A 17,727-nucleotide genomic window follows, 5' to 3' on the forward strand; every position below is an offset into this window, starting at 1 on the left:
CTTTCACCTCTTATTCTTGGTTCTCAAATTGCTGAGCTCTCCATCTCCAATACCTTCTCCTAAAGCTTTTATATTGTTTATCAAGTACTGGATCGTTTCTAAAACTTTGTCCATTCTCTTTTAATCCATGCAAAACATCACTGTACTTATTGTGCCAGCTTTCAGGTATCTCGAGCATATTGCCAGGCTCTTCTTGAATCAAATGATGCAAATTAATTTGGGTTCCATCTTTTGCAAAAGGAGCATTACCATTTTTCATTAGTTGAAGATTCGTAAGGCCTTTCCGATTTTTTTGATTAAGATCAATATCTTTCATTGTATAGACTCTACGGCTTACATCTCTAGGTTGCCCTTTAACTTTTACCTTGCCGCCTATTTCGTATGCTTCATATTTTTCTTTATTTAACCAAGGGACATTTACTTTCTGACCTGTAAATGGCTTTCTTGTTTCATCTAATTTTTTAGCAAGCTGAAGCAGTCTGTCTTTTGCGCTAACATCATTGATGACATTATAAGGCATGCCGCCTGCTACAACAACATCTTCTCGCATGGCAAACGGTTTAATTACTGTTAGTGGATCAGGAGTTTCATCCAGTTTTTTAGACACTTTTTTGACTGCAGCTTTTCCGGCTGTTTTCACTCCTATTTTAGCAACTGAACCAGCACCTTTTAAAGCAAAGATGTTTACTGCTGCACATGTAATCCAGTGAGCCGTTGATTCTGTGTCACCGTTCTTTACATCTCTAACATAAGAGGTTATTATTGCATCTTTTATTGAGTTAAACGTGGAATCATAGTGATAAACTGCAACTGCAGAATTAATAAACATGTCGACAGGGTGATTGTGTGCCATATAGTCTAATGTTTCAGCTGTCATATCATAAAGGGCGGTAACAGTACCTTTGGCTCCAGCCATTAGTTCCCTTGTGTTTTCAATCTGTGTGAAATATCTTTGTTGATCTGCTGTTAGATTTTCATACCCAATTGTTTTGGCCATTGAATAGAATTCATCGGCATCCGCATAATCATAATTCTTCAGTCTTTCTTTCAGTTTTTCAATCTCTCGTTCTTTTTCTTCCTTCTTCTTAATCGTCAAATAAGCTTCAGTATGTTTTTCAATATCGCCTTTTTTCTTATGTATGTCACTTTCACGGTACGCCTTGGCGTTGTAGTGAATGGGCGTAGCATTCTTGCCCTTGCCAGTGGATTCCTCAAGCTTTTGGAAGTCCTTCTTGATGAATTGTTCGTTTGGCTCTGACTGAGCATATTCAGAAACAAGTGCTTCGTCAACGCTGCCTAATTTATCGACTGTTTTTTGCGTTTATTCTCCGCGTCGGCGAGTTCGTCTTTAAAGGTTTCTGTCGAGAACAAATCAAGCGGAAGAATATCGTCGATATCATGTAAGATATCTTTCATGGCTTTCTTTTGTTCAGACATAATCGATTTTGATTTTGTGTAAGCATTAGCCAGCTCGTGCTCTAAGAAGGATTCTTCTATGTATGCATCAGACAAGCTGGCATCCTCTAAAGCACCTGAAATGCTTGTCAAAAACGCAATTTTCATATCAATTAGATCAATCCAATTGTCCGCCACACCAGCATGATCTTGATAAAATGCTTTGATGTTGTCGGCACCTTTGCCGGAAAACTCACTGTCATCTAAATCAGCCACAGCTTTGAAGGCTTTTTTTAGATTGACCATCTGACTTCTTAATTCTTTGTATTCCTTTGCGCGTCTATCTGCTTCTGAAAGCAGAGTTTTGGCTTCAAATACCTTCATGATTATACCCTTTCAATGTTATTTCCATATCAATATTTTACCATGGGAGATTAAGTATCATCTTATATTATCAATAAAATGAATCGATTCACCTGTACTCAATATTTACTATTTTTATATGTATTTTACAATGCATATTTTCATCTTTTTGAACGCATTATAAAAGTGAAAAAAATAAGGAGGTTAATGATAATCCAGTAAATGAAGAAACGATAAAGGAAGCTACTGATAAGATAATCAGTGCATATAGCCGTTTTGCTTTAGGTAATGAGGGATTTGTTCGCGTAGATAGATTTGATGTGCATTATCCAGAGGTCGATATTAAAGTTACTGTACGTGCAAAAGAAACGGTCCGTGATCCAATTTTTGGCGGGAGACATACGCTTTACAGTATAACTTCAGAAGTATCAGGAACGATTAATCTAACTAATATTCAAGAAAGTGCAGAAAAATTGAATCTCAAAATTCACACGCCAATCGGTGATCCTTCTCTATCAGTAGAAGATGCAATAGAACTTGCCGAATTTATTGGTGGTGTCTTAGCCTAATATGCGCTATATACCACTCATATTAAGCAGTTTCCGTCGTTCGAGTATCTAATTTGGTAGTAACTACTCTAAACAGAAATAAGGTATACGTAACGTGATTTTATTTTAAAAGCCCAACTCACATGAGGAGGGCTTTTTTATATAATCCATCTTTTTTTTCTTTATCCCAAGAAATCGATCCTTTTTGATAAGGTTTTTTGTGGCCTCGCGTATTTCCTGTTCGCCTTTCCCGGTCTTTCTTTTCAGTTCGGGAAGAGTCGGGTTCTTTTCGTATAGACTCATATTGACAAAGATTTGATATAACTTGCGCTCAAAATCAGTCATACAATATCAACTCCTAGAGCTAGGCACATCGAAAAAACCATTGTAAGTATTAGTTGGTTTTGTCGTATTAGTGACCCTCCATCTTCAGCTTTTTCCTTTTGAAGTGATCCATAACAGATCGGATAAGAAAGCAAAACCTGAATTGTGGTTTAGGTATTAAATCTTTGGGAAATGAGGAGGCATCATACCCCAGAAAGGTTTATCTTGATATGCTATCTCTTTTACTGAGTTGAAAAAGTTTTTTGAATCATAAAAATGAAGTTCTTTATCCTCTAAATCACCAAAATGGTTTTTTGTGGTTTCAATAATATAATCTTTAGTTGTATCTGGCGTATCATAAACCCCATATGCTATAAATTTCACTTTTGAATTTTTAATAGCATCTATAAGATGTTTATCGTATTCAGGATTTAAACCTTGACCTAAAATAGTAATACCACCATCACTATTTAAAAGCTCATGATAGCAATGGCTTAAGTAACTATTATTTTTGATTTGGGCTAGTTTTTTCTCTGATGCACCTTCTGAGACATAGACAGGAAAGTTTCCTCTCTCGTACTCTTTTGTTATATCATCCATCAAATTTGCCCCTGAAGATTTTACTTTGATGACGTCACCACGATCTTCATAAAGATGTAATGCACCATGTAAGTAAAACAATTTAAAATGATTATTTTGAAAGGTATCTGATTGAAAAGAAAGTTTTTGATCATCTCGCGGCCAAAAACCATCCCTAATTAGTTTTTTATTTCTAATAGCTAATAAAGCCCAATAAGACAACAAATCGTAGTTAGTAGTGAAGATGTTTTTCTTGAAAATATTAAAGCTCCAAGCTAATTTATCATTATCTAAAAGCCAATATGCGGGATGTATTTCTTTTACAGCCATAATAAGGAGGTTTTTAATTGTTTGATAACTTTCGTCTAAAAAATCTGTGTCTTTGCCTAATGTTTCGTTAATTGTATGAGCTTTGAGAAGAGAATTTAGAACAAGCTCAAAGTTTGTAGTCTCAAAAGCTTCAAATAAGTTTTGCTCCCTAACATTAAAAAGTTCTTTTGTTTGTAAATATTCGTAAAGACCCCCGTATCTAAAATTCGAATCAAATTCTATTGAGAAGCCATTTCCTGTGAGTAAATTATCTAATATTTCAGGATGTTTTTCTGATAATGTCTTAAAATCATAAAGTTCTGTCATATGAATATCCTCTTTCCTTATTAAAATATATTTAATCTTACTTGTTGCTATGTTGGATGCACGACGAGCAATACGTTTCCCGAGTGTGCTATTTTTAGCAGCGTTAACATCACCTGAAATTTCAGCTGACTTTTAGTGCGCTGATCTTACTTTGCTTAGAATCATATCGGATACAATCTCCTTATTTTAAATGAGTTACTATATTATACCATCAGTTCTTTTTTTAGCTTGAAAGTTTTTGACCAAAATCATGACCAAAATTTGACCAAAAAATATTGAGATTTATAGAGATCCTATTTCAGATTAAAAATAATAAAGCACTGAAAAATCCTTTGTTTTCAAGGGTTTTCAGTGCTGTATATTATTTATTTAAATTGAAAATTATGTTCCGCACACAAGTTCATCCTTGGGAGCGCGAACAATATATGTCTCAATATTAATCTCTCAATCCCTTGGCACTATTGGTGTTAGGGGATTTTTTATGTTAATAGGTAATAAATTATGGAGCGGCACTGCTAAAAGCAGGTCACTTTTAATTATGTCACTAATAAGACAATGTACTAAATTTTCAAGTAGGAAAATAATTTTATGCTTAAGGAAAGCAATACGCATAAATAATTCGACAAATTCTGTGATAATTCCATTGTTCAATACTTCTACCAGCAATAATAAGATGAGTAAGGTAGATGTTTATCATTGACATCATAACCAAATGAATCCATAATTACGTTGAAATCTAAATCAATTTTCAAAAAGGAGATTTCTATGAAAAAATTGACTATCTTCTCCGGGGGATTAGGAGCGGTTTTTTCTGTACTGGCTCAACTGTTTGCGGTTATAGATGACTCTTACACTTTGGGGAATTTATGGTTTTTAGGTGCTTTGGCGGGAATTATAACCATGCTTGCTTCAATCCAGACAAATAATAAACCAATCTTCAGCATTTTATTAATTTCTAGTTCAGTAATAGGTCTACTTGGAACTGGTCTTGTATACATCATACCAACACTGTTCAATATAATAATAATTCATAAACTTTCAAAAGTAAGCCAATAAGCCAATGGAAAAATTAAGGTTCTTTTTTTATTTAACATCCATTTGACAAGGTCGGTAATGAATCGCAGAATGTTGCAACTGGTCCACACAGTTGGGGCAATCGTGGGCATGATTATCGAACGCCATGTATCTAGGATACCGGGATTGAAACATTTGCTGAGGCATTTCGTGAAGCTGATCACCAAATGACCATTTCCATAGAGGCACGTCTAAAGTAGCTATCATAGGAGGACAACACTGTGTGGAAAGCTTTAAGTCAATTACTCAAGAAACAGAAAAATCAAAGTCCAAGCGATGAAGATTATATACAGATTCCAGAAAAGGATTTTAATCTAGAATTAAAACAAATGATATTTGAATTGGAGAGCCTGGGGGAAGTAGTATCGAAAAAGCTGCAGAATAAGTATATAGATGTTTTTGAAGCACAGGGTAAACCAAACCTTAGCATCAAAATTTGTAGAGACATAGATGGAGATGTGCTAAATGATTTTACAGCTGAGAGATGTTTTGAAAAAGAATACCGTTCACAAATAGCAATTAATTACTATCAACCTGCAATAGTCTGTGATGATGAAGAATTAGACTGTTTCACAATGGATTTGTGGTATTACTACGGTGGATATAAAGGGACGGGTTGTGGAACTTTATTCGATTTAAATAATAATGACTTAGAAAAAGAAATTGAAGAGGCGCTAATATTTTTACTCAATGACAAACAATTCGAGAAATAAAAAAGAAAGCAGCAAAGAGCTTTCAATCAACTGATGAAGCTAAGAAAAGCGTTTAAGAATTAGCTGACTTGGGTGACAGCGAGTTTTCCAGGAAGGGTGCAGACAACATTAAAGCATTTTATCATGATCATGCCGGCATTACAGATCAATGGATCGATCGGATTGACATGGAAATTGCTTTCTTAAGCATCATTTTTGCAAAACTTGTAGATGCAAAGATGTAAGATACTTACATAGAAGAGTCATTTTTAAAACATGAGCTGGCTAACGATTACACAAAATCAAAATTCATTATGTCTGAACAAAAGAAAACGATGAAAGACATTCTGAATAACATCATTGAATAAATATCTTAAGAGGATAAAAAAGTGAATTGGTCAAAGGAATTGAAATATTTAAAAGGGCTATTAGGCTCCAAAACGCTTGCAAAAGATTTAAAAATCCAAATGAATGTTTAAGTATTTGTTTTCAGGTTTAGTGATGACTATGTCTATACTTAAAATTATATCCATTTGATAATCCAGAGAGAAAAACCTTAATGTCCCGTTTAATAGGGGAAAGAACTATGATATCTCCTAGTCACCAATATATAAGAAATGGGACAAGCAAAGATTTGTTAGGCGCAACTTTAATTAAATAAATAAAATAGCAATCTTGTGATAATAGTAGCTAAACTGTTGGTACCCTTGCCAGCAGCTTTTATAAAACGTTTTTTTGACTTTAGTTGCTCTTTCTTAGTCTGATAAAACTTCTTCATTAGCGTCCGCTTCTCAATCTAGGATATGTGAAATCCTCAATCGCATTGCAAATTCCCGAAAAGCTTTTTCTGTCTTTAAATCAAGTCCAAACTTCATTCTCTCGGCCGTCTAAGAAGCTAATTTACTGTTTCTTCTTTTCAGGTTCCATGTACCGGTCTTTACAGTGTCTGGGAGAAAAAGTGATTCGGGGCATTCATCTTTTTTTATTTTAGCTAGCGAAGTGAAAGACCGATGGCATTTTTCCTGCATATAATAGCTGGAACTATTCAAAAAGGCAGGGAATGAAGTTGAGTGAATGATGTGATTGTAAATGGAGGTTTTGAAACAGGCAATCTGACGGGCTGGGCTTCTGCAAATACGTCCGTTATTAATACTTTTGCCCATTCTGGAAGATATTCCGCACAGTTTTTCAGTAATCAGCCGTATGCCTTTTTAGGGCAGATCGTGCCTGTCGTTTCTGGACAATCTCTGATATTCATCGTTTCGCTTGGGAGAATTGGAAACAACTCAAGTCCCCAAGTAACTATACAAATTTTATTTGTTAACAGTGAAGGCGAAGAGATTGAAGGCGGACAGGAAATTATCATTGCTTCCGGAAATTTGCCAAATGTCTCATTTAATACATGGAATGAAATATATAGAACAATTGAAACCCCCGCTGAAGCAGTAAACGCAGTAGTGGTAATAAGCAAAACTACTTTTGGGTCTGTTCTAATTGATGATGTTTCTTTAATAGAGTCTGCTGGGGGAATTGGACCGACTGGACCAACAGGATCAACCGGAGCCACCGGAGCAACGGGACCAACAGGATCAACCGGAGCCACCGGAGCAACAGGAGTAACTGGTGCAACAGGAGCAACAGGAGTCACAGGAGTAACAGGTGCAACAGGATCAACTGGAGTAACAGGTGCAACAGGATCAACTGGAGTAACTGGAGTAACAGGATCAACAGGATCAACCGGAGCAACAGGACCAACCGGTGCAACGGGAGTAACCGGAGCCACTGGATCAACCGGATCAACGGGAGCTACTGGATCAACAGGAGTAACAGGAGAAACTGGTGCAACCGGAGTAACAGGTGTAACAGGATCAACCGGACCAACAGGAGCAACGGGAGTAACCGGAGCAACTGGCACAACAGGAGCAACAGGTGCAACAGGTGCAACCGGAGTAACCGGAGTAACCGGAGCAACCGGAGAAACAGGAGCAACTGGTGCAACAGGAGAAACTGGCGCAACAGGAGTAACTGGCGCAACAGGAGTAACCGGTCCAACAGGATCAACCGGAGCAACAGGAGCAACTGGTGCAACTGGAGATACAGGATCAACCGGAGCAACAGGAGCAACTGGTGCAACTGGAGATACAGGACCAACCGGTCCAACAGGAGTAACAGGATCAACAGGTCCAACAGGACCAACCGGTGAAACTGGATCAACCGGATCAACCGGATCAACGGGAGTAACCGGAGCCACTGGAGTAACAGGATTAACTGGATCAACTGGTGCAACAGGATCAACCGGATCAACGGGAGAAACTGGAGTAACAGGTGCAACTGGAGATACAGGACCAACGGGAGTAACCGGAGCCACAGGAGCCACAGGAGTAACAGGATCAACGGGATCAACCGGATCAACGGGAGCTACTGGATCAACCGGATCAACGGGAGCTACTGGATCAACAGGAGTAACCGGTCCAACTGGAGAAACAGGATCAACAGGAGTAACCGGTCCAACTGGATCAACCGGATCAACCGGATCAACCGGAGCAACAGGAGAAACAGGAGCAACAGGATCAACCGGAGCAACAGGTGCAACAGGATCAACCGGAGCAACCGGAGCTACTGGAGCAACAGGAGAAACAGGATCAACGGGAGTAACAGGTGCAACTGGATCAATAGGAGAAACAGGTCCAACAGGACCAACCGGAGAAACTGGAGCAACAGGCGCAACCGGACCAACTGGTGCAACGGGAGTAACCGGTCCAACAGGCGCAACAGGCGCAACCGGAGCAACAGGAGCAACAGGAGCAACAGGAGTAACTGGTGCAACTGGAGATACAGGACCAACCGGATCAACGGGATCAACTGGATTAACAGGTGCAACGGGAGTAACCGGAGCAACAGGAGCAACAGGAGCAACAGGAGAAACAGGATTAACTGGATCAACAGGCGCAACAGGAGTTACTGGAGCAACAGGATCAACTGGAGTAACAGGATTAACTGGACCAACCGGAGAAACTGGTGCGACCGGAGAAACTGGTGCGACCGGAGAAACTGGTGCGACGGGAGTAACAGGTGCAACGGGAGTAACCGGAGCCACTGGAGCAACAGGAGAAACAGGAGAAACTGGATCAACCGGAGCAACAGGAGAAACAGGAGCAACAGGAGTAACTGGTGCAACTGGAGATACAGGACCAACTGGTCCAACAGGAGTTACTGGAGCAACAGGCGCAACAGGATCAACGGGAGCAACAGGAGAAACAGGTGCAACAGGATCAACCGGAGAAACTGGCGCGACCGGAGCAACCGGATCAACAGGATCAACGGGAGCCACTGGAGTAACAGGATCAACGGGAGTTACTGGAGCAACTGGAGCCACTGGAGTAACAGGATTAACTGGACCAACCGGAGAAACTGGTGCGACAGGAGAAACTGGTGCAACGGGAGTAACCGGAGCAACAGGAGTAACAGGTGCAACCGGATCAACAGGAGAAACTGGAGAAACTGGATCAACCGGAGCAACAGGAGAAACAGGAGCAACAGGAGTAACTGGTGCAACTGGAGATACAGGACCAACTGGTCCAACAGGAGTTACTGGAGCAACAGGCGCAACAGGATCAACGGGAGCAACAGGAGAAACAGGTGCAACAGGATCAACCGGAGAAACTGGCGCGACCGGAGAAACTGGCGCGACCGGAGAAACTGGTGCGACGGGAGTAACAGGTGCAACGGGAGTAACCGGAGCCACTGGAGTAACTGGAGTAACTGGAGCAACAGGAGAAACTGGATCAACCGGAGCAACAGGAGAAACAGGAGCAACAGGAGTAACTGGTGCAACTGGAGATACAGGACCAACTGGTCCAACAGGAGTTACTGGAGCAACAGGCGCAACAGGAGAAACAGGAGCAACCGGAGCAACAGGAGCAACCGGAGCAACCGGAGCAACAGGCGCAACCGGAGCAACGGGAGTAACAGGTGCAACCGGACCAACCGGAGAAACTGGATCAACAGGATCAACAGGACCAACCGGATCAACCGGGGCAAATCCACAGCTGTTTTACAGTGAAATAGCAGGCCCCGTTCCGCTTGCTATTAACGGTACTGAAACGTCGATTGGTACTTTAAGTGTGCCAACAGTCGCAGGACAATTAATAAAATTAGACCTTGCCATTTCTGTAGATGTTACAACGACAGCTAACTCAAACTTTACTTTTCAAACCAGAATTTATAGAAACGGAGTATTAGTAGATACACGCTCCGTCCAAAGAAATATCAGCGCTGCAATTACGTCAAGATTTCCAATTGCTACAACGTATGTAGATGCTACAACGGTCACAGGCACGACTTCTTATGAGATTAGGATAATCTTCACAACAGTAAGTAATGTGAGTGGCAGCAACGCACTAAACCTAGATATAAATGCTATTAGGTTCCCTTAATAATAGAGAATTAAAAAATCACTTTTTTAAAAAAATTCAAGCATATGAAACAAGAAACCTACTTTTAAACAGTAGGTTTCTTTGTCGTGGTATTGAAACCTTATCATGTCTCGGAATATTCCTCCAAAAATTTTTTAAGGTAATAAGAATACTGGTCTGTATCAAACTCGTTGCCGCATGCATGTAAGACCCAAGGCTCTTTCTGATGAGGGATGCCCACTATATATCCTTTTTTTCTGAACTCAAAACATTGAGAAGTATCATATAAATGCCATCCGTTAAAAATATCTTTTCGCCATGGAACATCGTACTGAGTCGCCAGTAATAAACCGTCTAATGCTTGAACTGCTTTCACAGTTTCATCAATTTCATCAAATAATAAATAGTTGTACGTACTGCGGTATTCAATGACTTTTCCGGCTTTTTTAGAAGCCTCCCACCAAATCCCGCTTTGCGGCACTTCTTCAGCTCCTATAACGCCTATCATGCCAAGCTGATCATTGTGCTGAAAGACATGGAGAATATCATAAATAAAGGAACGATTGATGATAAATGTGTCCTGATGTAAATACACTTTATATTTTGAGTCAGAGTCCTCCATTGCCGCCTGGTAGCCGGACGCCATACTGTCTGCGTCTCGGATATTGATTAATTTTACCTTCATATGCGGCGGTACAGAAAGAGACTGAATATGTCTTAGACAGAGATCATAAAGGGTATCGTCATTCACACATGTAATGAAGCTAATTGAATTTTCGTTTGTATGCTGATTCATCTTTTCTCTGCCTTTATGACATATTGATAGGCTCTGGCCTCCTCCTCAAGATCTGCATGGTGAATTCCCATGCATGATCTGACATAAGCAAGTTTGCTGATCATTTTTTCATAATAATGAGTCGTAAAAACAATAGGCTCGATTTGGTTGATCTTGTAGCCTGTTTCATGAAACATCTTTTTCATTTCCTCCAAGGTGAAAAAACGGAAGTGTGTTTTATCGAGCAGCCCTGCCTGTATATACGTCCATTTGCCGGACAGCAGACTTTCGAAAATCGAGATATGTCCGATATTCGGGATGCTTGCCAAGATACTCCCTGTTTCTTTTACATAAGGCTTGATGTTACCTAAAACTGCCCACGGGTCTATTAAGTGCTCCAGAACATCACCGAAGATAATGTGATCAAATGTGTTTTTTTGAAAAGGCAGCTTCAGTGTTTCAATGTCTCCCGTTATTACTTCGTCAATATAATGTGTTGCTTTTTCGGCAGCTGGTGGATAAGACTCGATCCCATAATAGGAGCAATTCGTTTTTTCCTTCACAGCTGCGCCAAACAAGCCTTCAGCACATCCGACTTCAAGAATGGTTTTCGCATGCGGTTCTATCAGATCAAATAGCTGCCAGTTGATGCCTTTGTAATACTCTTTATCTTTTAACTCATACTCTTTCATAGAATCAGCAAGTGAATTTTTATTGATTTCCATGATGTTCACCCCCGGAGCCGGTCTGCATCTTTAGAATATCTTCAAAATATTTTTTGTTGGCTAGCATTCTTGAATCATGGGGACGGTATTGCAATGCCGATTCATTATGCTGATAGGCAAGCTGATGCTGGCCGAGTTTATCGTAGCAGACGGCTAATTGCAGGTGGGGAAGCCAGGTCGCGCAGGCGCGGTTTTGAAAAGCCAGGTTTTCTGCTCCTTTGTTTTCTATTGCTTTTTCATACCAATAGACCGCACTTTGAAAATCGTTTTTTTCTAAAAAAGAGTATCCCAGCCTGCAGCAGGTTTCTGCTCTAGGCGGTCCATAGACGAGCGTGTGGAGCACCCAGCTTAATTCTTTTTCCTTCAGCCCCAGTGAATGGTAGCAGTCTGCTAATTTATTGCACGCTCTGATATTATCCTCTACCCATCCCTGCTTCGTTTGTAAAAAACGTAAATAGTACTCAATCGCTTGCTCCATTTTTCCGTGATCACACAACTCGTTCGCATAGTAAAATAAATCTCTTGGAGAAAAATCCTTTCCTGACGAGGCCATTTTTTCATAAATTCGGAGGTTGCGATCTGCGTCATGACTAAGTGGCAGGTGAGAAACCGCTGCATCACTGTGGTGAAGTTTCCCATATACTTCTAGGTATTCATGAACCGCGCCGATCCATTTAAAGCTCTTTTCCCGTTTTACGAGCCGGTATCTCCTTAAGCTGGATGTGACGTTATTTTCTTCATCAAAAGCCAAATGGTATTTCATTGAGACCGCGTCTATATCCGGATCAAGCGTTCTTTTTAAATCCAATAACAGCTCTTGATCTTTCTTGGTAAACACGTCGTCGGCGTCAAGCCATAAGATATAGTCGGATGTCGCCTGCTGAAACGAAAAATTTCGGGCTGCCGCAAAATCGTCAATCCATTTAAAATCAAAGATTCGGTCTGTATAGCGAGCAGCAATGTCTTTCGTCTTGTCAACTGACCCGGTATCCACAATATTGATCTCATCAGCTATCTCCTGCACAGAATCTAAGCATCGGCCAATAACAGCCTCTTCATTTTTTACAATCATGCATAAACTGATTGAAATCACATCGCCACCTCCGTTTTATTCTGTTTTTTCTTTATGGCATGGACAAACATGTAATCAATATGGGCATGTTTTGACAAGTGATCCAAAGTCAAACCAAATTGCCCGGCAAGGAATTGAAGTTCTTGTAAAAAGAGCTGTATGTTTGATTCAGTATCGGAGGAATGGGAGGTGATGGATTTTATGTCATAAAGGTATTCAGGAAATAGGGTATTTACGTTGCGAGGTGTGATGAAATGTGTGTACGTCGATGCACCACATAATAAAGAGAAAAATGTATCTGCATAGGCAGTATTTGGGATGCTGCAAATCAGCGAGCCAGAAGGCTTTAGATAAACGGCAAGAGTCTCAATTGTATGTCTGGGATTTTTTGAGCAGTTTAAAAGGTCACCGATCAAAATTACATCGAAAAAGGACTCAGGGTAAGGGAGGTCGCATGTTTCCACATCTGCCGAAATGACTTGTTCGTAATAGGGGCTTGCAATGGTCTGTAATAACTCATCCTTTTCAATCCCATACAATAAACAGGATTGCCGGTTCAAAAGTTCTGTCCCCGCAGCTCCCGTGCCGCAACCGATATGTAAGATAGAGTCGGCTTCCGCTGGCACAAGTGCTGTCAGCTGGGGCTGGGAGTCAAAGAATGTTGTTACATCCACCTTCCATTTATCGATGAAGCGTTGCCGGTTTTCTTCATATGATTGACTGATGCTTAAATCTGGATTGCCTGTAAACGTGGCATGACCGTGATGGTGGACAAACGAATCAAGAGCGATTTTTAGCTGATACCCCGCTTGCAGTACGCGGAGGCTTAAATCATCATCTTCAAATGAACCGCCTACAAAACGTTCATCAAAACCGCCAACTTGATCCAACACCTTCTTTTTGACAAGCAGGCAAAATCCGACCAGTCTCAATACAGCTTTTGACCTGCCTCGCTGCTGCAAACAGTAAAGACGAGAAAAATCTTCAATTTCTTCAACGTTTGTATAGTTAACGGGAACTTGCTGCGGACCGCTGACATAATTGCTTACAGGCCCGACCATGCCGATTTTATCATCCTGATAAAGCAGCTTGATCATTGGCTCCAGCCATTGATTTGTTACAACAGTATCATTGTTTAAAAAAAGAATATTGTCCCCTGAGGCAACTTCAAGACCCTGATTACAGGCTTTTGCGAAGCCTTCGTTCGTCTTATTAAAAATCGCCTTAATTGAAGTTATCTGTTTGAGGTAGTCACGTGTACCGTCATGAGAGCCGTTATCTATAACAATTACTTCTATACAGTCATTATTCGTATGCTTCCATATGCTCTCCAAGCATTGTTTTGTTAAAGCTAATTGATTATAAGTCAGAACAATAATACTCGTTTTCACTATAACCTCCGCCCTTCGCCATATCATTCGGATACTATATGTATATCGTAATGTTCAGACGGAATGATTCTTTCCTGTAAAAAGGAGAATGCTGCTTAAACGTAAAAATGTGAATGGTTTTTTAAAGAAAAAGTCGATGAATTTGTTTTACATTTAGTTTTCCCTTAAGGGGATCAACAAGGTTGGGGAATTCAGGGAAATAGGGATGATAAGTTGCCTTAACCAGTTTGTATGAAAGTTATATTTAATTCTTTCTGTATTAAATGGTGAATTAGGAGTTATATATTTAAAGGAGAATACCGATGGGGAGAAGGACGAAATATCGGTCAGATAGAAATTTTTATATAGGTTTCGTGACTTTAACTAACAATCATTATATTGTTCTTCGGAAAAAGGAACTTAAATCAAACTTTCAAAGTGGAGGTAGGACCAAAGAGATCAATTATGATTTATAGAATGTTTTTTGTAACTGAAACTAGTTGAGTACTACTTTAGAAAGAATCATCGTATACATATAAACAATGATAATTTAATGAAATGGACATCAATGGTGTTTCCAGAACATTTAACGTAGTTTAAATAAGATTTGATTGACGTATCAGAAATTGAAAAACCGTCCTTAGATGAGCAACATATTGAAGAGATGGATCTTCTAGTCTATGAGGCACTTGAATTTAACAAAGAATTGCTATCGAGACTATTTGAGATGTGTCGTAAATCCACTAATAAAATCTGTTTTTGAAGAAATGTTTAATTCTTAAAATGGTTAATCAATTTAAGTGCTTCATTTAAGTCTCTTATAAGCCGATAAAGCTTACTGGAGGACACAAATCATAAAAATCCCCCCAAAAAAATTTTTTGAGGGGGAATAATACATATTTAAGAAGTGTGACCTCTACTTGCAACTTCAAATGAGTCTTTCTCAATAAAATATCCAATATTTTTACTCCGACTTTAGAAGAAGAGATCATTTGCTCCAACACAAGCCCTCCTATATTAAATATGTAATATTTTATCATATTTAAATGAATAAGGAAGATTAATGTTATCTTAAAAAACAAAAAAGCCTCCTGCAAATTATGAGAAGGGTAAGGGAATTATTTTTGAGAATCATATTCCATTGCTTGTTCACAGTCAGAAATCCTTGAGTTGTTCTAGTAAGAGGCAATATTGTTGAATAAGGATAGTTTTAAAGAGGTTATTGTTGTCTTAATATCGAAATAAAGATCAAGTAAGCATGAGGGGAGTTACTTTAATGCATATCACAACAAAAAGGTTATTGATACGTGAATTTGAATTCAAAGATTGGCAAGCTGTATATGAGTATACATCTGATAGTAATGTAATGAAGTATATACCTGAAGGGGTTTTTACTGAAGAAGATGCAAAGGCATTTGTAAATAAAAACAAAGGTGATAACGCTGAAAAATACCCTGTCATACTAAGAGATGAAGACTGTCTTATAGGCCATATTGTTTTTTATAAGTATTTTGGTGAACATACATATGAAATTGGGTGGGTGTTTAATCCCAATTATCAAAATAAAGGGTATGCTTCTGAGGCAGCCCAAGCTATCTTGGAATATGGATTTAAAGAAATGAACTTACATAGGATTATAGCTACGTGTCAACCTGAGAATATTCCCTCATACCGAGTTATGGAGAAGATTGGAATGAGAAGAGAAGGCTTTTTTAAAAAATGTATTCCAAAAGGCAATGAATGGTGGGATGAATATTATTACGCTATTTTAGAGGAAGAGTGGAATTGTAAGAGGGGTAATGCAGGAAATTGAAACCATAACAGCTATAGAACGTATAGTGATAGTAGGGCTTATAGTGCTTAATATGAATGATGTGAGAGGGGTATCCAAATGCAAATTCATCTCACCAAAAGGGGAAAACAAGACAATCATCATAAATGGTTAGGAACTGTCTTGCTCAGTTGGGGAACATTCGTATTTGCTTTGTTTTTTGCTACTTTAGTCGGTTCAATGGCTAGCCAAGCAGGAGCTTCCAAGCTTTTGAAGCAAGGCATCCAAGCAGGTTTAGTCACATTAATAACTGTCCCGTTGCTCTACATTCTTCTTAAACGGATGTCTAGTAGACCCTTTTATTCTATAGGACTGTCTGGGTGGCGGCAAGCCATTCCGAAAGCCTTAATAGGAGCAATATATGTGATTGTATTATCCGGGTCTGGTTTCGCTATCGCCCATTTATTATGCTGGATCAAAATTACACAATTTCACTTCTCTGTCCATTTAGTGACAGCATTGCTCTTAAATATGATTATCGCTTTCTTTTATGAAGCTTTTCCAGAGGAATTAACTTTTCGGGGGACGGTGTACTATGCTCTAAATAAGCGTTGGAACTGTTTTATGGCCTTACTCCTACAGCCGATCCTGTTTGTGCTTGCACCAATAACTGTAAGTGGCTTGCAATATATAGTTGGAATTGAATCATCTGCTATCACATTAGATTACATTGTTTTATTGTTGGGTTTTGGATTCATCCTTCAACTCCTGCGTATTGTAACAGGAAGCTTATGGACGTCTATCGCTTTTCATCTATCCTTTCTTGAAAATTCTCGGTTCTTCGTCCTGCAGGGGAAGGAGCGCTTTATTACCTATGAAGAAATTGTTCCGGGAACAGGTTCGCTGTTTGTGATCTTTTTTATGTTGCTTATTGTCGGTACTCTACTATTAATACCTGTTGCAATAACTCGCCGAAATACTATTCAATGGCGGAAGAATGAGAAATGCGACCAAGATGTTTAATTTCTGAGTAGAACAGTAGTTTTAAAGTGATTTTAAGGAGGATCTAGACAATGTTGAAGAAGCATTCATTAAGAAAGAGGTTATAAACATGCAAGTTTTAAGGATCATATTTGTTCATGTCTTGTCCGCGTTATCAGCTGCTGTTGTTTATGTTTTTGGCATTGGTTATGACGGCTACATACCATACTTCCTAATAAGTGTTTAATCTTTGCTGCACCTGTTCAATATTTCTTAAATCGCAATCCAAAAAGGTTTAACGCGAAATATTTACTCATATACATATTCTTTTCCTTCTTAGTATGGTTATTCTTCGCTTTCATTACTGATCCAAAAAACACCTTAAACTTTCTGATGGAATATGAAATATACTTGTTTAGCGTCTCATTTGCCGTAATATTTTGGATCTGGGACTCGGTTTTTCTGCAAAACATTGGGAGGGTAGCAGCGTAGCTTAAATCATCACAATCCTTTTCCTTATGCACGGTCAAAAATCCCTTTCGTTTACCAAATTATGACACAAAAGGGTAAAGGGAGAGAGGGATGAAAAGGGTTAATCGTTTAACTTTGGTTTGCTTAGGCTTAGTCTCAAGTTTTAATCTTCCCAAAGCTGAAGCAAAGCTAACGGTGGATTAAACAAATGTAGACTTTGTTTTGATCGACCGGAATTTTGACCGCACTTGGTTATAAATTCACAATACACAATAATAAAGACTGTACTCTAAATATGAAACTTAGCAGAATAGCTCTAACTGATGGATATTTTCAAGGAGCGAGAAAGAATTCCAGGAAGTTATTTGGACTACAGTGCAGCAGATCGAGTAGAAGGTGATCAGTTAGAAATAACAAAAAGTTCAGGCTGCGGCGATGTGTGGATAAAAGGTATTTATGGATTTGAACATGAAGAGCGGGATTATTAAATTCAGCGAGGTCAAGGATCCATTATAAACTTAATGATCATTTTAAGT

At 39.1% G+C, this 17,727-nt stretch carries 14 protein-coding genes and 3 pseudogenes; 10 read left to right on the top strand and 7 right to left on the bottom strand.

Annotated elements, in window-relative coordinates; genetic code table 11:
* Positions 1-10: 10 nt before the first annotated feature.
* Positions 11-1,779: pseudogene (locus MKY50_RS09545) on the bottom strand (T7SS effector LXG polymorphic toxin).
* A gap of 299 nt (positions 1,780-2,078) precedes the next feature.
* On the opposite strand from MKY50_RS09545, the gene MKY50_RS09550 reads away from it, so the two are divergent.
* The gene (locus tag MKY50_RS09550; protein WP_341116555.1) at positions 2,079-2,327 is read left to right on the top strand and encodes a hypothetical protein; all 249 of its coding nucleotides are present in this window, start codon (positions 2,079-2,081) and stop codon (positions 2,325-2,327) included.
* Between the two features lie 480 nt (positions 2,328-2,807).
* Here MKY50_RS09550 and MKY50_RS09555 read toward each other — a convergent pair whose 3' ends face one another.
* Positions 2,808-3,845 carry a DUF4917 family protein gene (locus MKY50_RS09555; RefSeq protein WP_341117303.1) on the bottom strand — a complete coding sequence of 346 codons (1,038 nt, stop codon included), beginning with the start codon at positions 3,843-3,845 and terminating at the stop codon, positions 2,808-2,810.
* A gap of 765 nt (positions 3,846-4,610) precedes the next feature.
* On the opposite strand from MKY50_RS09555, the gene MKY50_RS09560 reads away from it, so the two are divergent.
* The 4 genes and pseudogenes from MKY50_RS09560 to MKY50_RS09575 all read left to right on the top strand — a co-directional run bounded on the left by MKY50_RS09560 (position 4,611) and on the right by MKY50_RS09575 (position 10,047).
* Positions 4,611-4,901 (top strand): hypothetical protein, encoded by a 291-nt coding sequence (locus MKY50_RS09560; protein ID WP_341116556.1) that lies wholly within the window; start codon positions 4,611-4,613, stop codon positions 4,899-4,901.
* Positions 4,902-5,140: 239 nt separating this feature from the next.
* Positions 5,141-5,632 (top strand): hypothetical protein, encoded by a 492-nt coding sequence (locus tag MKY50_RS09565; RefSeq protein WP_122894488.1) that lies wholly within the window; start codon positions 5,141-5,143, stop codon positions 5,630-5,632.
* Between the two features lie 24 nt (positions 5,633-5,656).
* Positions 5,657-5,970: pseudogene (locus MKY50_RS09570) on the top strand (T7SS effector LXG polymorphic toxin); the annotation flags it as partial.
* A gap of 711 nt (positions 5,971-6,681) precedes the next feature.
* On the top strand, positions 6,682-10,047 hold the full coding sequence (locus tag MKY50_RS09575; protein WP_341116557.1) for an NTTRR-F1 domain: 3,366 nt from the start codon (positions 6,682-6,684) through the stop codon (positions 10,045-10,047).
* Between the two features lie 103 nt (positions 10,048-10,150).
* Here the strand turns inward: MKY50_RS09575 and MKY50_RS09580 are convergent, their stop codons facing one another.
* The 4 genes from MKY50_RS09580 to MKY50_RS09595 are packed head-to-tail and all read right to left on the bottom strand — an operon-like array spanning position 10,151 to position 14,016.
* The gene (locus MKY50_RS09580; RefSeq protein WP_128422244.1) at positions 10,151-10,822 is read right to left on the bottom strand and encodes a glycosyltransferase family protein; all 672 of its coding nucleotides are present in this window, start codon (positions 10,820-10,822) and stop codon (positions 10,151-10,153) included.
* Positions 10,819-11,526 carry a class I SAM-dependent methyltransferase gene (locus MKY50_RS09585; RefSeq protein ID WP_212059439.1) on the bottom strand — a complete coding sequence of 236 codons (708 nt, stop codon included), beginning with the start codon at positions 11,524-11,526 and terminating at the stop codon, positions 10,819-10,821. Before MKY50_RS09585 ends, MKY50_RS09580 begins: the two co-directional genes overlap by 4 nt.
* Positions 11,513-12,619 (bottom strand): tetratricopeptide repeat-containing glycosyltransferase family 2 protein, encoded by a 1,107-nt coding sequence (locus MKY50_RS09590; RefSeq protein WP_029726889.1) that lies wholly within the window; start codon positions 12,617-12,619, stop codon positions 11,513-11,515. Before MKY50_RS09590 ends, MKY50_RS09585 begins: the two co-directional genes overlap by 14 nt.
* Entirely contained in the window at positions 12,616-14,016 is a 1,401-nt protein-coding gene (locus MKY50_RS09595) for a glycosyltransferase (protein WP_445662042.1), read from the bottom strand. The genes MKY50_RS09590 and MKY50_RS09595 overlap by 4 nt, the downstream gene beginning before the upstream one ends.
* A gap of 559 nt (positions 14,017-14,575) precedes the next feature.
* Here MKY50_RS09595 and MKY50_RS09600 point away from each other — a divergent pair.
* A pseudogene (locus tag MKY50_RS09600) lies at positions 14,576-14,692 on the top strand (YolD-like family protein); the annotation flags it as partial.
* Between the two features lie 94 nt (positions 14,693-14,786).
* Here the strand turns inward: MKY50_RS09600 and MKY50_RS09605 are convergent.
* Positions 14,787-14,969, bottom strand: a complete 183-nt coding sequence (locus MKY50_RS09605; protein ID WP_162868975.1) for a hypothetical protein — start codon at positions 14,967-14,969, stop codon at positions 14,787-14,789.
* 275 nt (positions 14,970-15,244) lie between these two features.
* On the opposite strand from MKY50_RS09605, the gene MKY50_RS09610 reads away from it, so the two are divergent.
* The 4 genes from MKY50_RS09610 to MKY50_RS09625 all read left to right on the top strand — a co-directional run bounded on the left by MKY50_RS09610 (position 15,245) and on the right by MKY50_RS09625 (position 17,679).
* Entirely contained in the window at positions 15,245-15,781 is a 537-nt protein-coding gene (locus tag MKY50_RS09610; protein ID WP_080529355.1) for a GNAT family N-acetyltransferase, read from the top strand.
* A gap of 78 nt (positions 15,782-15,859) precedes the next feature.
* Positions 15,860-16,762, top strand: a complete 903-nt coding sequence (locus MKY50_RS09615) for a CPBP family intramembrane glutamic endopeptidase (protein ID WP_338381970.1) — start codon at positions 15,860-15,862, stop codon at positions 16,760-16,762.
* Positions 16,763-16,966: 204 nt separating this feature from the next.
* Positions 16,967-17,212 carry a UPF0715 family protein gene (locus MKY50_RS09620; protein WP_250614809.1) on the top strand — a complete coding sequence of 82 codons (246 nt, stop codon included), beginning with the start codon at positions 16,967-16,969 and terminating at the stop codon, positions 17,210-17,212.
* 302 nt (positions 17,213-17,514) lie between these two features.
* Positions 17,515-17,679: a hypothetical protein gene (locus MKY50_RS09625; RefSeq protein WP_017697686.1), complete on the top strand. Its 165-nt coding sequence runs from the start codon at positions 17,515-17,517 to the stop codon at positions 17,677-17,679.
* The last annotated feature ends 48 nt before the right edge of the window (positions 17,680-17,727 follow it).

This window comes from Bacillus sp. FSL R7-0685 (assembly GCF_038002425.1).
Taxonomy (GTDB): domain Bacteria; phylum Bacillota; class Bacilli; order Bacillales; family Bacillaceae; genus Bacillus; species Bacillus subtilis.